The organism is Pirellulales bacterium (assembly GCA_035533075.1).
Taxonomy (GTDB): Bacteria; Planctomycetota; Planctomycetia; order Pirellulales; family JAICIG01; genus DASSFG01.
The window spans coordinates 1-15,807 of sequence record DATLUO010000233.1 but is presented as its reverse complement, the minus strand read 5'-3'; the positions used below and the strand labels follow the sequence as shown (position 1 = coordinate 15,807).

The following is a 15,807-nucleotide window of genomic DNA, read 5'->3' as shown; positions in this document are numbered from 1 at the left end:
CCGCAAGTGCTGGTCACGGAACTGACGCCCGTGCAGCGGCAGATCCTCAAGCTACTCGGCCTCTCGCCCGATTCCTACGGCCAATGATGCCCGCCCCTGGAAACTCCCGGAAATTGCCGGAATGACCTGCGGAAGATAGGCTTGAGGGCTGTCAAATTCGTGATTGCCGAAACCGTTGGGTTCGGCAAACCACGTCTTTGTCGTGAGCGAACCCTGTTCCGTTGCCCCCCAGGTTGCATCGAACGAATAGAATCGCCATTTGGTGGTTCCTGGATAGCGAATGACGTTCACTTCGATTCCAGATGAAAGCGTTTGGTGGTTGTGCTCGCCAACTCTCGTGTCATCCATTGCTTCTCAATACCTCGTCAAACAGCTCATCGAACGTCGAAGTGTGGTCATTTAGCCCAGCCATCACCGCCGCTGTGGGCCGGAGCTTGCCCGACTTGCCAGGCTTCCGGGTTCGCCAACAGAAATTATACCATGCTGCGAACATGGCGAAAGCAGCCTCAAGGTTGCGGAGCTTCTTTGAGAAGCAGTAGGTCAGCCGGTTGAGCCTCTTGAGCATCAGGCGTTGGGTGCCGTTTAACCGCTCTACGTGGCTCGTGGTAATCGTGCTGGCGTCCTCGGGCGCTATCCCGCGTCGTGGCGTTCGCTTCACGCCAACCATCTCGGAAGGCTCGTAAACGATGCGAGCGTTGCGGAAGGTCTTCACTCACTATGGTTCCCCACTTGGAATAAGGCCCAAAGGCAAGGTCGATCGCTTCGCCTGGCAAAACAGCTTGACGCACGACTTTTTTGTATTACAATTCCGACATGAAGAACAAAATCGGCAGGCCCCGGAAGGCCCGTGAAGACAGTTTGACGGAGATAGTTCCGATTCGGCTTACTCAGACGGAGCGCGAACAGTGCGAACTTGCGGCCAAGGGCGCCGGACGCAAGCTGACAGCTTGGATTAGGGAACGCGCTGTCAGGGCAGCCAAACGGGAAGTAAAAACAACGGCAGCGGAGAGAGGGGGAATCGAACCCGGCGCGTAGCGCTCCTATGGGCGGTTATAAGTCGCCTGCGCCGCCCAGGCGCTGACCGCTCTCCGGCTTTGCCGGGGCGGTATAGCAGCCATACGCGATTGCAGTGGCAAAGGTTCGTTTTACAAAGGGTGAAATCAAATGTCAATCGTTGACCTGAAAACCTTGACCTACAAGGAAACCCAGCCACAGAACTGGTCGGTGGATGGCCTTGTCTTCGGCCAAATCAATCTGCTCGTCGGCAAGAACGCCACGGGGAAGACGCGCATCTTGCATCTGATTGCTGGCCTAGCTCGCCAGACGCAGGCGGACAAGCTTTTGGTGGCAAACTCCGATTACGACGCCGTCTTCAGCGTGGACGGCAAAGAGCTGCGATACAAATGGAAAGCCGAATACCGAAAGGTTTTGGAAGAAGGCGTCTGGTTTCATGGCGAGAAAATGCTTAGTCGCGATGACAAGACATTGACGTTGCGATATGAGCATGAGGGCAAGGAAATCACCCACGAGCCATCTGAAGATGAGATGTCAGCGAGCGCCAGAAAGGACAAGCTTCAGCACCCGTTTTTACTGCCGCTAACCGAGTGGGGGCAATCTGTCAGGCACTATCTGTTCGGATCACAGCTTGGGAAAGATCACTGGGGCATCATCTTCAACCAACCCCAAGAATTGGATGACCGCGACCAGAACCGTGTCATTGGGATTTTTCGGAAAGCAAAGAAGGAATTTGGCGATGCGTACATCCAATCTCTTCTCGCAGATATGAATGAACTCGGCTATCCATTGACCGAGGTTGATGCCACGCAGCCCGGCCATATCGAAGCTGGGGTTCCTCTGGCGCCGGACGGTCGGGCGCTCGGCCAACTCGCTCTCATTGGTGTTCGCGAAGAAGGCGTCGACGAGATGTACTTTCAAGACACCATATCGCAGGGGATGTTTCGTGCGTTGTCGATTCTGATTCAGGTGACCTATTCGCAAATGGCCCAGCGCGCCCATTGCATCCTAATTGACGACATCGGCGAAGGATTGGACTTCGATCGTTCCTCACGGCTGATTGAAATGCTGCGACGGAAGGCCCAGCAATCCAAGATTCAGTTGATTATGTCCACCAACGATCAGTTCGTGATGAACAAGGTTCCTCTTGACGAATGGTCCCTCCTCCAACGGCGCGGTAATCACATTTCCGTAAGGAACATCCACAACTCGCGCAAGGTATTCGAGGATTTCCGTTTCGTCGGCATGAGCAATTTTTCGTTCTTCGAGGTCGATTTCGCCAACGAAGAACCGGGGGACCGCCAGCTTATTTTGGAGGGGGCAGCGGACAATGCATAGGATGGCGATTTTTGTGGAGGGTCGCACAGAGCTTGAATTCGATACGAAACTCATCTTGGAGATGGCAGGTGCAACGCACCCGCTCACGATCGAAGCCAGAACCCGGCGCGGCCATGGTCTTCCTGGGCAGATGGCTAAGCAGATATGGGTAACCCACACGGGCACAACACCAGCCGACTCAACACACTTTTTTCTCGTATGGAATTGCGGCAGTGACAGTACCGTAAAGTCGAGAATGCTTCTCGAATATGACTACCTGGTCAGTCGTGGATACAGCAAGATTCTATGTCACCGCGATCTGGGGCCGTCGGTCGCATATGCCGACCTTATCCAGTTTGAGGCCCAGTTGCCGTATAGGGTGAAAACAGACCCAATCAGGCCATCTTTCATCCTATCTGTTATGGGGATTGAGGCATGGTTTCTCTCTGAGCACACGCACTTTCAGACCATCGACCCGGCCATCACCGTGGCGGCCATTTTCGCAGCACTCGGGTTCGACCCATCGCAAGATGACATGCAGCTTCGCCCAACGCCTGCTGATGACCTAAATAGTTGCTACGCCATCGGGGGCAAGCAATACGACAAGTGGAATACGCAGCCGACGATCGACGCCATTGATTACGTGACCGCCTATTTCGAGGTTGCCGACCGGTTCCCTCACTTAAGGACGCTCTGCCAGGAAATCGAGGATTTCCTTAGCACTCCACCGGCCGCTGCCGCCTAGCAACTCGATCTTAGGCCACTACCCAGCCTTTCGCCCCCTTGAGAGCGCGCGACCGGCGCGGTAATTTTGAGGGATTTTAGAGTGAACCAACGGGCCGAGCAGGATGATTGCTCGGGCCGCACGACGGATGCCGTACTTTTGGACCAGTAAGCTTGCCAGCGCCGACCGGCCGCAGAGCCGCGCCGATGGTGGGCCGGCGCTCGCAAGCTCGCTGGCCCCACCTTACACAAACCAACGACGAGAGGGACGCGTTCTGTGCCGCGACGTGACGATCTCCACAAAATCCTGCTGATCGGCTCCGGGCCGATCATCATCGGGCAAGCCTGCGAATTCGATTATTCCGGCACCCAGGCCTGCAAGGCCCTGCGCGAAGAAGGGTACGAGGTGGTGCTCATCAACTCGAACCCCGCCACGATCATGACCGACCCCGATACGGCCGACCGCACCTACATCGAGCCGCTGACTTGGGAGATCGTGGCCAAGGTGATCGAGGCCGAGCGGCCCGACGCGCTGCTGCCCACCGTGGGCGGCCAAACGGGCCTCAACCTGGCGATGGAACTGGATCGCAAGGGTGTGCTGCGGCAATACGGCGTGGAAATGATCGGCGCCAAGCCCGACGTGATCGCCAAGGCCGAAGAACGCGAGCAGTTCAAGCAAGCCATGGAAAAGATCGGGCTGGAAGTCTGCCGCGGCCAGACGGTGCATACCATCCAGGAAGCCCGTGAGGCGGTGCAATGGATCGGGCTGCCTTGCGTCGTGCGGCCCAGTTTCACGCTGGGCGGCACCGGCAGCGGCATCGCTTTCAATCGCGAAGAGTTCGACCTGATGGTCCGCCGCGGACTCGACTTTTCGCCCATCAGCGAAGTGTTGTTGGAAGAATCGATCCTGGGCTGGAAAGAGTACGAAATGGAGGTCATGCGCGACGTCGACGACAACGTCGTCATCATCTGCTCGATCGAGAATTTCGACCCGATGGGCGTCCACACGGGCGACTCCATCACCGTGGCCCCCGCACAGACGCTCACCGACAAAGAATACCAGCGGATGCGCGACGCCTCGCTGGCCGTCATCCGCGAGATCGGCGTCGAGACCGGCGGCTCGAACATCCAGTTCGCCATTCATCCCAAGACCGGGCGGATGATCGTCATCGAAATGAACCCGCGCGTCAGCCGTTCCAGCGCCTTGGCCTCGAAGGCCACCGGTTTTCCCATCGCCAAGATCGCGGCCAAGCTGGCGGTCGGCTATCGGCTGCACGAGCTGGCCAACGACATCACGCGTGAGACGAAGGCCTGCTTCGAGCCGACCATCGACTACGTGGTCACCAAGGTGCCGCGGTTCGCCTTCGAAAAATTCCCGGAGGCCGATCCCATGCTCACCACGCAGATGAAGAGCGTCGGCGAGACGATGGCCATCGGCCGCACGTTCAAAGAATCGTTCCAGAAGGCGCTGCGCGGCCTGGAAGTGGGCAGCTTCGGGTTCGGCTGCGACGGCAAAGACCTGTGGGGTACGCCGCAGCAGCCGTCGCGCGACGAGATTCGCGCCAAGCTGGCCGTGCCCAGCGCCGAGCGCGTCTGGTATCTGCGGTACGCGTTCAAAGACGGCATGGGTCTCGACGAGGTGCATGAGCTGACGGCGATCGACCCGTGGTTTCTCGATAACTTGCAGGAGATCGTCGAGCTGGAAGACGAGCTTCGCCGGGTACCGAGTTGGCACGAGGTGGGCCGCGAGTTGTTGAAACGGGCCAAGCAGTTCGGCTTTGCCGATCGCCAGTTGGCCACGATCTTCGACATGCCCGAAGCCACCGTACGGGCCGACCGCAAGCGGCAGGGCGTGGTGGCGACGTTCAAATCGGTCGATACCTGCGCGGCCGAGTTCGAGGCCTACACGCCTTATTACTATTCGACCTACGAAGACGAAGACGAGACGCCGCCCAAGCCGGACGGCGGCAAGCGGATTGTGATTCTCGGCGGCGGGCCGAACCGCATCGGCCAGGGCATCGAGTTCGACTACTGCTGCTGCCAGGCCAGCTTCGCCTTGCGCGAGTTGGGCATCGAGTCGGTCATGGTCAACTCGAACCCGGAGACCGTCAGCACCGATTACGACACCAGCGACCTGTTGTTCTTCGAGCCGCTCACCACGGAGGACGTGCTCAATATCTGCGACCGCGTCGAGCCGGACGGCGTGATCGTGCAGTTCGGCGGCCAGACGCCGTTGAACCTGGCACGGGCCTTGGCCACGGCGGGCGTGCCGATCATCGGCACCAGCGTCGATACGATTGAAGACGCGGAGGACCGTGAAAAATTCGCCGGCATTCTGCGGCGGCTCGACCTGCGGCAGCCGGCCAACGGCATTGCCCGGACGATGGACCAGGCACGGGCCGAGGCCGCCAAGATCGGCTTTCCGGCCTTGGTGCGGCCCAGTTTCGTGCTCGGCGGCCGGGCCATGGAAATTTGCTACGACCAGGCCCAGCTCGAACGCTTCGTGCGCGAGGCGTTTATCGTCGCCCAGGGAAAGCCGGTGCTCATCGATCGCTTCTTGGAAGACGCCATCGAGGTCGACGTCGACGCCCTCAGCGACGGCCAGCGGACGATCGTAGCCGGCGTGATGGAGCACATCGAGGAGGCGGGCGTGCATTCGGGCGACTCGGCCTGCGCCATTCCTCCCTATAGCTTGTCCGGCCCGGTGGTGGCGGAGATTCGCCAGGCCACCGAGAAGCTGGCCCGGCTGTTGCAGGTCAAGGGACTGATGAACATCCAGTTTGCCGTCAAGCAGGAAGACGGCAAGCCCAACGTGTATGTGTTGGAAGTCAATCCGCGGGCCAGCCGCACGGTGCCGTTTGTCTCCAAGGCGATCGGCATGCCGCTGGCCAAGATTGCCGCCAAGATCATGGCGGGCGTCTCGCTGGACGAGCAGGGCTACGATTCGGCCCCCATACCCAGTCACGTTTCCGTGAAGGAAAGCGTCTTTCCGTTCGTCAAGTTCGTGGGCGTGGATATTGTGCTTGGCCCGGAGATGCGCTCGACCGGCGAAGTGATGGGAACCAGCGAGCGGTTTTCGATCGCCTTCGCCAAGAGCCAGCTTGCGGCCGGCGTGTTGCTGCCGCAGTCGGGCACGATCTTCATGAGTCTGGCCGATCGCACCAAGCGGCATGCGGTCGGCCTGGGGAGCAAACTTACCGAGATGGGCTTTCAGCTTATTGCCACGGGCGGCACAGCCAAGCTGCTGGCCGAGGCCGGCATTCCGGTGAAGCAGGTCAAGAAGCTGCAAGAAGGACATCCGAACCTGCTCGACCTGCTGATCGACGGGCAGATTCAGCTCATCATCAACACGCCCAGCGGCAAGGGCGCCCGGACGGACGAGGGCCGCATTCGCGCGGCCTCGGTTTCGCACGGCGTGCCCTGCATCACCACCATTCAGGCCGCCGACGCCGCCGTGCGGGCCATGGAAGCCTTGCGCGAGGAGCCGATGACCGTGCAAGCGCTGCAAGATCGGTTGGAGCAGGAGGCGGTGGAGCGGTAGGAGGGTTCGGGGTTTCCCGGCGCGCCGGGATTTCGGGGTTCAGGGTGCGGGGTTCGGGGTTCGGGGAAGTGACGCTAGAATGGGCGTGATATGGCTGAACGGCCGCCACAAGTTGTCGTCATCGCCGGACCGAACGGCGCGGGAAAGTCAGCGTCCGCGCCTGCGGTTCTGCGCGGAGTTCGCGGAATCACTGAGTTTGTGAACGCCGACGATATTGCTCGCGGGCTATCGGGCTTCAATGTCGAAGGGGCAGCGATTGCGGCCGATCGCTTTGGGCTCGTCTTTCTGTGGTTGCCCAGCCCCGAGTATGTGGTTGCCAGGGTCGCCGAGCGAGTCCGTCGTGGCGGACATAATATACCCGCCGAGACGGTTCGTCGTCGTTATTTCGCCGGGCTGCGAAACTTTTTTGAACTTTACCAACCGATCGCCGACTCGTGGCTGTGCCTCGATAACCGAGCGGGCTTCAAGACAAAGCCCATTGCCGCGGGAACACAAGCGGCTAGGCAATCCTATCGCGGAATGGCGCGACGGCCGCGTGGTCTGGATCCCGCCCGAAGAAATTGAGGTCGACGAGTCGCCCGCTCAAGATCGAGCGGCTATCGACCTGGACGGCGTCTAATGCCGGGCCGTAATTGACAGGCGGCGGCGGGCTGCTTATGATCGACTTAAAGGGCGATTTGCCAACAAGTTCTGCACGAAAGCGGCGGCTGCCATGAACATCTGGAGCAAAGTTCTCGTCGGCCTGATTTTCGTCTCGGCGGTGGCCTTCTTCTATTTCGCCACCCGCACGCTGGCGTCGCACGCGGCTTGGCAAAAGGCCGTCGCCACCTATCCGCCGGTGCTGGAAGCGCAGCAAAAGCTGATCAAGAAGTTCGAAGAAGGCGACAACACGACCACGCCCCCCACCCCCAGCATCAGCGAGCTGGAGGTCAAGCTGCACGATCTGCTCACCGGCCGCGGAAAGGTGTGGCGCGGATGCACGAAGCAAAAGGTCGATGCAGCGACGCTGCAAGTTGCGGTTGAGGTCCCCTTTCCCGATCCGCACCAAATCCAAGACAAAATGGTGCTCTATCTCTTCGAAGAGGCCAACGGCGGGCATTATCTGGGCGAATACAAGGTCGTCGGGATTGCCGGCAAGTCCGTCTCGCTCGCGCCCACCATGATGCCGCCGACTCCGAATCTGCTGAAGCAGCAGACCGACCGCATGAATGGCACGCGCTCGACGTGGAGCATGTACGAAAAGCTGCCTACCGACCGGCATGATGTGTTTCGCGGCTACGATCAGAACCAGCTCTCGCAGCTCATGCCCGGCGTGCCCGCCGACGTGCTGCAAGAATACCTGCGCGACGGCACCGACGCGCAGCCCAACGATCCGGCCGACCGCGTGGTCGACAAGAAATACGAGCGGCTGTTGCGCGACTACGGCGAATACTTCCACGCCTTGAACGGGCAGCTTGCCAGCCTGCGAGACCAGATTGCCGCGGCCACGACCGACAAACGCATCGCCGAGAAGCTGCAGGCCGACACCGAAAAAGAGGTCCAGGCCCGCCTGACGCTGATCGACAAGACGCTTAAGCCCGAATTGGAGGAGTCGAAGCAGGAAGTCGCGGTCATCACCGCTCACCGCGACGCCTTGCAGGCCAAGCTCGACGAGGTGCGGAAGCAAATGGACGCGACGTTGGCCGACAACCGTCGGCTGCTGGCCCAATGGGTGGCCATGCAAACGTCGGCGGCCAAGCGCCTGGACGAGATCATCGATCGCGAGACGGCAGGCACGGCGGCACCTTACACGGGCGAGTGAGCCGCATGGGCCTTTACGATCGCGACTATTATCGCGACGACGACCAGCCGGGCTTCTTCCTCGGCGCGCAGCGCTCGATGGTCACCACGTTGATTCTGATCAACGTCGGGGTGTTCGTGGTCGACGTGCTCCTCGAAGGCGAGCTGAGCCAGTTCTTGGCGGTCAAGTCCGACCTGTTGCACAAGCCCTGGAATGTCTGGCAGTTGCTCACGGCTGGTTTCGCGCACGACCCGCGCGGCCTGATGCATGTGGGCTTCAATATGTTCGCGCTGTGGCTCTTCGGCCGCGATGTGGAGGCCATCTACGGCCGCAAAGAGTTTTTGCGCGTCTATCTGACGATGATCGTCGTGAGCTCGCTGGTGTGGGTGATTTCGGCGAGCACCTATGGTGCCCACGGCCAGCAGACCAGCGTGATGCTGGGTGCATCGGGCGCCGTCAACGGCGTGATGGTGCTGAACGTCATCCATTTCCCGCGCCGATTGTGGTATTTCTGGGGCATCTTTCCGATACCGGCCTGGGTGCTGTGCATGTTCCTGATTGGCCAGGATGTGCTGGGCTACAGTCACGCGCAGCGCGGACTGGGTGGCGGGGTCGCTCACGAGGCGCATCTGGCAGGCGCCGCATTCGCCTTCATCTACTACCAGACGGGCTGGAACTTGGGCCGCTGGATGCCGAAGCGTTTCTCCCTGGCAGCGTTGAAGCCGCGGCCGAAGCTACGCGTCCACGAACCGGACCGCGAAGAGAACCTCTCCGATCAACTCGACCGCATCCTGGAAAAGATTTCACGCGAAGGCGAGGCCAGCCTTACGGCCCAAGAGCGGCGCACCTTGGAAGACGCCAGCCGACGCTATCAGCAGCGCCGACAGTGAAGCTCGCTGGGTCCGTGGGTCCGTTATTCATCTTCATTGAACTCGTACTCCCCGGTATCATCGATGTCGTCAGCAACTTCGACGTCCTCTTTGTGCAACCGGATGTTCCACGGCTTGGGATCCATCGGTTCCTCCACCAACCTGCTGCTTAATGTTAAACTTGACGCTGTGCCGCTTGGCGTAGTCTCGCATCCGTTCGTCCAACTGCCGATCACTCATGGAACGACCCGCGCAAGAGGGCTTTTCAGCCCGAGTTTTGCTGGAATTGATTGTTGATGGACAGAATGTCGAGATCGCGCAAGTCGGCCCCCACAGCGTGTGGCTACGCAGACCCGAGCATTGGATTTGTAACAAACCGGGGAAGTTGGTGATTACAGTCGGATCAACGCGCAAGACCAAGGAAATCGTTCTTTCGGGCGCCTCCGCTGACGATCCGCAAGAAATTGGATATTGGTAAATTGCTGGCCGCCAGCGTCGATCCGAAGCTCCTCCTACCTTTGTTGCAGCCGCGCGGCGCACAGCGTGTTGCGCAGCAGCATGGCCACCGTGAGCGGGCCGATGCCGCCGGGCACCGGCGTAATCATGCCGGCCACTTCCTTGACGGCCTCGAAGTCGACGTCGCCCGCCAGCCCTTCGGGCAAACGGTTGATGCCCACATCCACCACCACCGCCCCCGGCTTCACCATATCGGCGGTGACGAACCGCGGCTGACCGATGGCCACGATCAGAATATCGGCCTGGCGCGTGACCGCCGGCAAATCGCGCGTGCGGCTGTGGCAAACCGTTACCGTGGCATCGGCCGCGGACCCGCGCTGCAGCAGCATGTTGGCGATCGGCTTGCCCACGATGTCGCTACGGCCGACCACCACTACGCGCTGGCCGGAGATTCGCACGCTGCGCCGCACCAGCAGCTCTTGAATTCCTTGCGGCGTGCAGGGCAAAAAGCGGGGCCGCCCCTGCACGATGCGGCCGACGTTCTCCGGATGAAAAGCATCGACGTCTTTCAGCGGATGCACCGCGTCGAGCACGCGCGTGGCGTCGATCTGCGAAGGCAGCGGCAACTGCACCAGAATGCCATGCACCTCGTCGTCGTGATTCAGCTTGTGGACCAGCGTCAATACGTCGTCGGTCGAAAGCTCGGCGGCGAGGCGGTGCAGTTGGCTTTCCATGCCCGATCGTTCGCAGGCTTTTCGCTTGTTGCGAACGTAAACCTCGCTGGCTGGATCCTCCCCCACCAGCACGGCGGCCAGGCACGGCGTGGCGCCGTTGTTCTCGATGAAGTCGGCGACGTCGACGGTCAGCTCCGCCTGGAGTTCGGCGGCCAGCGACTTGCCATCGAGAATCAGAGCGCTCATAGGCATTACCAGCGAAATACGGCCGTGCCCCAGGCCAGCCCGGCGCCGAAACCGCTCAGCAAAATGCGGTCGCCGCGGCGAATGCGGCCCTGCTGATAAGCCTCGTCGAGCGCCAGCGGCACGCTGCCGGCCGAAGTGTTGCCGTAACGGTCGAGGTTGAGAAACACCTTGCCGCGGTCGATCTGCGTCACGTCGGTGGCCGCGTAGATAATCCGCACATTGGCCTGGTGCAAGATCACCAGGTCGATGTCGCCGGGGGCCAGGCCCGCTTTGTCGAGCACGGCCCGGATCGATTCGTCCAACAACCGCACGGCCCACTTGAACACCGCCCGGCCGTCCATCCGCATATACTGTACACCCTCGTCGAGCATGTCGGACGAGATCGGCATGCGCGAGCCGCCCATCCGCCGGCAAAGCAGGTCGCCGCCCGATCCGTCGGAGCCGAGCGTGTAGGAGACGAGTCCCTGTTCGGGGCCGCCGGCGGCCAGCAGCACCGCTCCCGCGCCGTCGCCGAACAAGGGATAGGTGTGGGAATCCTTCGGGTTCAGGATGCGCGAGTTGCAATCGGCCCCGATGACGAGCGCCAGCTTGCTGCACCCGGTGCCGATGAACTGCGAGCCGATCACCAGGGCATACATGAAGCCGGCGCAGGCCGCCTGCAAATCGACGGCCGGAGCGCGAATGCCGAGCTGATTCTGCACCAGGCAGGCCGTGGCGGGAAACGACATGTCGGGCGTGAACGTGCCGACCAGCACCAGGTCGATATCGGACGCCTTCACGCCGGCGCGCTCGATGCACCGCCGGGCCGCCCGCACCGCGAGATCGCTGGTGGCCATTTCCAAGGGGGCGTGGCGGCGCTCGCGGATGCCGGTCCGCTGCACGATCCAGTTCGAATCGAATCCCAGCCGGGCGTGCAAGTCGTCGTTCGTGACGACGCATTCGGGCACATAGCTGCCGGTGGCGAGAATCTGCACGCCGGTCAACGACCGCAGCGGCGCTCGCCGGTTTTCGTCGATCAGGTCGGTGCTCATCAGGCTTGGCCCCGCACGATTTCGATCCAGCGGCGTTCGCGGTGCGACTGAAGCACGGCGTCGGCGACGATCTGGGCGTTCAGGCCGTCGTAAAAACTCGGCACCGCCGGGCGGCCGGCCGTGATCGCCGAAACAAACTCCCACATCAGGTCGTATCGGAACACCGTGGCGGGCTTTCCTGCGCGCGGATCGCGCGGACTGTCGGCCGGCTTGAGGAACTGTTCGGGCACCGGCTCGGGCGCCAGGTCGCGGCCGTTGCGGCCCACTAGAATCGTGTTCGGCTCGTGCAGCCGGTAAACCGCCGATCCTTCGGAGCCGTTGATCTCCGCCCACTCGTGGCCGAAACCGTCGCGGTGGTAGCCCTTGGCCAACGTGGTTCCTTCCCAGACGCCGGTGCCGCCGCCGGCGAATTCGCCGATCAAGCTCGACCAATCGTCAACGTTCGACGGCGGGCAACTCTTGCCGTCGGCGGTCGCGGTGCGCGGAGCGAAGCGGGCCACGGCGCCGCACACCTGAGCGATGGGGCCGAGCAAATCCATGGCGAAGTCGAGCCGGTGAATGGTCATGTCGAACAGATCGCCGGCTCCCGCCAAATGCTCGTATTGCCGCCAGCCCCAGCTTGTTTCGGGCAGGTCGAGAAACCGCTGCGAGCGAAAGTGCCGCGGTTGGCCTAGCGCTCCGCTTTCGACAAGCTGCTTCAAATACCGCATCGACGGCGCAAAGCGATAGGTGAAAGCCGTCATGTGGACCACGCGGGCCTGGCGCGCGGCCTCGTACATTTCTCGGACCTCGCCGGCGTTCAGCCCCAGCGGCTTCTCGCACATAATATGTTTGCCGTGCCGGGCGGCGGCCAAGGCGATGGGCCGGTGCGTGAAATTCGGCGTGCAGATCACCACGGCATCAATATCGGGATCGGCACAGAGGGCTTCCGCGTCGGTGGTGGTTTTTTCGACGCCCCATTCTTTGCGGCGGCGGTCGAGCAGGCCGGCGTCGGAATCGCAGGCGGCGACGAGTTTTGCCCGCGGATCGAGCCGGATGCCCGGCACGTGGTGATAGTCGCTGACCGCGCCGGCGCCGATGATGGCGATGCGGACGGGAGGGTTGGACCGAATAACCGTCATGGAAAGAGGGCGGGTGCGGCGTGTCGAAGCAAGCGGCGACAAGAATCGAAGAGTCCAGCCTAAGAGTTTCGGGCGGCGTTCACAAGGCCATCCCGTCTCGCCGCTGTTTGGCGGCGCGAAGGATTTCAAGAACCGCCTGGTCGTCGCCGGCGTCGAGGGCCGTGCGAAGGCCGGCCAGCAGCTCCTCGAACCGCGTCAGCGAGGCGAGCAGCGAGGACCGGTTGCTGGCGAAAATCTGCCGCCAAAGTTCGGGGTCGCCCGAAGCAATCCGCGTGCTGTCGGCCCAGCCGGTGGCGGTCAGCGGCAGGGCTTCATCGGGCGTGGCGACGGCCAGCGCCGCGGCGACCAGGTGGGGCAGATGGCTGGCGGCCGCGATCAGCCGGTCGTGCTCCACGGCCGGCATCGTCGCCACCCGCGCGCCCAAAGCCGTCCAGAATTCGGAAAGCATCCGCACGTCGCCGGCCAACGAGGTTGGTTCCGGCGTCAGAACCACCAGGCGATCGACGAACAAGTCGGCATCGGCGGCGGCGGCACCGCTGCGCTCGCTGCCGGCCAGGGGATGGCTGCCGATAAACCGCACGCCTCGCGGCAGGGCAAGACCGACTCGCTCGACGATTTCGGCCTTGGTGCTGCCCGCGTCGGTGATCAGCGCCCCAGGCCGGCAACTCTGGGCCGCCGCCCGCACGTCGTCGGCAATCCGGCCTACCGGAGTGCAAACCACGACCCAACCGGCGTCGGCCACGCCCTCGTCCAAGTCGAGCGTAGCGCGCGTCACGGCGCCGCGCTCTTGCGCCACGCGCAAACTTTCGGCGCGGCGGCCGATGCCGACGATCTCGGTGGCCAGGCCGCGCTTCCGCAAGGCCAGGCCGATCGAGCCGCCGATCAGGCCGACGCCGACGATGGCTACCGTGTCGAGTGCATGCATGGGGAGGGTTCAGGGTTCGGGGTTCAGGGTTCAGGGTTCGGGGTTCAGGGTTCAGGGTTCGGGGTTCAGGGTTCAGGGTTCGGGGTTCAGGGTTCAGGGTTCGGGGTTCAGGGTTCAGGGTTCAGGGTCTTGGGCGAGGCGGCATCCCTCATCCCTCATCCCTCATCTGAACCCTGAACCTCTGGTTTGCAATTCCACGTCGCACCCAAGACAGGCCGGCTCCTTCATAGTATGCTGACTACTGTAACCTGTTCCCGGTCCCCTGCCATGTTCTTTTCCTCTCGAATCGGTTTGCGCGAGTTGGCCCAGCTTTGCCGGCGGCTTTCGACCGGGCTGGAAGCCGGCGTCGATGTGCGCCGCGTCTGGACGCGCGAACGGGGAGGCTACGTTTCGCCCAGCTTGCGGCGGCATCTCGACGAGATCGTGGAGGCCGTCAACCGCGGCGAATCGGTCAGCGACGCCCTGGCGGAGACGGGGAGTTATTTCCCCCGCTTGTTCCTGGAGCTGACCGAGGTGGGCGAGCGCACCGGAAAGCTGGCCGAGGTCCTGCGCCGCCTGGCGGACCACTACGACCACCAGGTCCGCCTGCGACAGGCCTTTCTCTCCGCCATCGCCTGGCCCATGCTGCAGCTTGCCGCCGCGCTGACCGTCGTCGGGCTGGTGATCTACATCACCGGCGTGTTCTTGCCGCCCATGCCCGACGGCAAGCCGCTCGATATTCTCGGTCTCGGCCTGGTCGGCGGCCAGGGGCTGATGATTTACCTGATGGTCATCGGCGCGGTCGCCGCCGGCATCGCGGTGGTGGTTCAGGCCATCCGTCGCGGACTGGTTTGGACGCGGCCCATCCAGCTCGCCTTGATCCGGGTGCCCGGCCTGGGTAAGCCGATCGAGACGCTTGCCTTGGCCCAGTTCTCGTGGACCATGTACGTCACGCTCGAATCGGGCATGGACCTGCTGCGGGCGTTGCCGCTTTGTCTGCGGAGCACGGGCAACGCCAACTACACCGACCACACCGCCGAGATCGTGCAAGAGATCCGCGCCGGCGGCGAAATCACCCACGCCCTGGCCGACACCAAGGCTTTTCCGCACATCTTTCTCGACAGCGTGCGCGTGGGCGAGGAGAGCGGCCGCCTGCCGGAAACGCTGGCCCTGTTGTCGGAGCAATATCAAGACCAGGCCAAGCGGGCGATGGCGGCGTTGACCGTGGTGGGTGGGTTTCTGGTTTGGGCGCTGGTGGCGGGGTTGATTATCTTGGTGATCTTCCGCGTCGCCTCGATCTATTTGGGTACGATCAATGACGCGTTGAATATGTAGTATGCCGTACACCATCGTCCGCCTGGCGGACAAACCCGATTTGGCCGACGAGGAAGATGACGCCCGGCTCGTCAGCGTGGAGTTGCTCAAGCAGGGCGTGTCGCTGGAGCGCGTGCCGCGCGTGCGGCCGGAAGGACGCCAGAACGGTTGGCTTTACGTCTGGCAGTCGCGCGATGACGCGGCCGGTGCGGCCGAGCAGCTTGCGCGTCGCACGGGCGGCCGTTGGGAGGTCCGCCCGACCGACGCCGAGCCGTCGCTGGGACCGCTGCGCTGGATCGAAATCGACGCCAACCTTGAAAGCGACGGCTGGGTCTTCGCCCTCGATACGATCACGCGGATGATGGTGCGGCAACGTTTCCCCGGCTCGTGCCGGCACCGTAGCGTGTGTGTATCGGTCGAACCCGACGACGATCTCCTGGCCGACGCCGAGCATTTCGGCGCCTTGGCGCGTCAGGTGTTGTTCCTGCTCACTTGGCTTCCGGCCGAGGAGTTGGCGGTGTTCGGGCGGTTTGTGGTCATCGACCGCCGCGGGCCTCGCGTGTTGTTGCCGGAAACGGCGATTGAGGGTTCCCGAGAGGGTTCAGGGTTCAGGGTTCAGGGTTCAGGAAGATAATTTGGCACGTCTCCGCCGGGCCTGCCCCGGTGGGACGACGACTGGCCGGCTAGCATGAACGGCGGCGAATGGCACGTCTCCGCCGGGCCTGCCCCGGTGGGACGACGACTGGCCGGCTAGCATGAACGGCGGCGAATGGCACGTCTCCGCCGGGCTTGCCCCGGTGGGACGACGACTGGCCGG

General features: G+C 62.5%; 15 protein-coding genes. 9 read left to right on the top strand and 6 right to left on the bottom strand.

All coding sequences use genetic code 11. The features are described from left to right. Positions 1-51: 51 nt before the first annotated feature. Both VNH11_29285 and VNH11_29280 read right to left on the bottom strand, forming a co-directional pair. Positions 52-348, bottom strand: coding sequence for a hypothetical protein (locus VNH11_29285; GenBank protein HVA50478.1), 297 nt, complete (start codon positions 346-348; stop codon positions 52-54). Continuing rightward, the gene (locus VNH11_29280; protein ID HVA50477.1) at positions 341-712 is read right to left on the bottom strand and encodes a hypothetical protein; all 372 of its coding nucleotides are present in this window, start codon (positions 710-712) and stop codon (positions 341-343) included. The genes VNH11_29285 and VNH11_29280 overlap by 8 nt, the downstream gene beginning before the upstream one ends. A 452-nt stretch (positions 713-1,164) precedes the next feature. On the opposite strand from VNH11_29280, the gene VNH11_29275 reads away from it, so the two are divergent. From VNH11_29275 to VNH11_29245, 7 genes are all read left to right on the top strand, one after another. Beyond that, positions 1,165-2,352 carry an AAA family ATPase gene (locus tag VNH11_29275; GenBank protein ID HVA50476.1) on the top strand — a complete coding sequence of 396 codons (1,188 nt, stop codon included), beginning with the start codon at positions 1,165-1,167 and terminating at the stop codon, positions 2,350-2,352. Between the two features lies 1 nt (position 2,353). Further along, positions 2,354-3,076 carry a hypothetical protein gene (locus VNH11_29270; GenBank protein HVA50475.1) on the top strand — a complete coding sequence of 241 codons (723 nt, stop codon included), beginning with the start codon at positions 2,354-2,356 and terminating at the stop codon, positions 3,074-3,076. Positions 3,077-3,331: 255 nt separating this feature from the next. After that, a complete protein-coding gene (gene carB, locus VNH11_29265; protein HVA50474.1) occupies positions 3,332-6,595 on the top strand; it encodes a carbamoyl-phosphate synthase large subunit in 3,264 nt (1,087 codons plus the stop codon). A 198-nt stretch (positions 6,596-6,793) separates the two neighbouring features. Then, positions 6,794-7,159: a hypothetical protein gene (locus tag VNH11_29260; protein ID HVA50473.1), complete on the top strand. Its 366-nt coding sequence runs from the start codon at positions 6,794-6,796 to the stop codon at positions 7,157-7,159. Between the two features lie 148 nt (positions 7,160-7,307). After that, complete coding sequence (locus VNH11_29255; GenBank protein HVA50472.1) at positions 7,308-8,396, top strand: hypothetical protein; 1,089 nt, start codon at positions 7,308-7,310, stop codon at positions 8,394-8,396. A 5-nt stretch (positions 8,397-8,401) separates the two neighbouring features. Beyond that, entirely contained in the window at positions 8,402-9,265 is an 864-nt protein-coding gene (locus tag VNH11_29250) for a rhomboid family intramembrane serine protease (GenBank protein HVA50471.1), read from the top strand. Positions 9,266-9,482: 217 nt separating this feature from the next. After that, a complete protein-coding gene (locus VNH11_29245; GenBank protein HVA50470.1) occupies positions 9,483-9,722 on the top strand; it encodes a hypothetical protein in 240 nt (79 codons plus the stop codon). Positions 9,723-9,756: 34 nt separating this feature from the next. Here the strand turns inward: VNH11_29245 and folD are convergent, their stop codons facing one another. From folD to VNH11_29225, 4 genes are all read right to left on the bottom strand, one after another. Beyond that, positions 9,757-10,620, bottom strand: a complete 864-nt coding sequence (gene folD / locus VNH11_29240) for a bifunctional methylenetetrahydrofolate dehydrogenase/methenyltetrahydrofolate cyclohydrolase FolD (GenBank protein ID HVA50469.1) — start codon at positions 10,618-10,620, stop codon at positions 9,757-9,759. A 5-nt stretch (positions 10,621-10,625) separates the two neighbouring features. Then, a complete protein-coding gene (locus tag VNH11_29235; GenBank protein ID HVA50468.1) occupies positions 10,626-11,651 on the bottom strand; it encodes a beta-ketoacyl-ACP synthase III in 1,026 nt (341 codons plus the stop codon). Then, positions 11,651-12,772 (bottom strand): Gfo/Idh/MocA family oxidoreductase, encoded by a 1,122-nt coding sequence (locus tag VNH11_29230; protein HVA50467.1) that lies wholly within the window; start codon positions 12,770-12,772, stop codon positions 11,651-11,653. The genes VNH11_29235 and VNH11_29230 overlap by 1 nt, the downstream gene beginning before the upstream one ends. Before the next feature lie 79 nt (positions 12,773-12,851). After that, positions 12,852-13,697 (bottom strand): prephenate dehydrogenase, encoded by an 846-nt coding sequence (locus VNH11_29225; protein ID HVA50466.1) that lies wholly within the window; start codon positions 13,695-13,697, stop codon positions 12,852-12,854. Positions 13,698-13,964: 267 nt separating this feature from the next. On the opposite strand from VNH11_29225, the gene VNH11_29220 reads away from it, so the two are divergent. After that, complete coding sequence (locus VNH11_29220) at positions 13,965-15,011, top strand: type II secretion system F family protein (protein ID HVA50465.1); 1,047 nt, start codon at positions 13,965-13,967, stop codon at positions 15,009-15,011. A gap of 1 nt (position 15,012) precedes the next feature. Continuing rightward, on the top strand, positions 15,013-15,624 hold the full coding sequence (locus VNH11_29215) for a hypothetical protein (protein HVA50464.1): 612 nt from the start codon (positions 15,013-15,015) through the stop codon (positions 15,622-15,624). Positions 15,625-15,807: the final 183 nt, after the last annotated feature.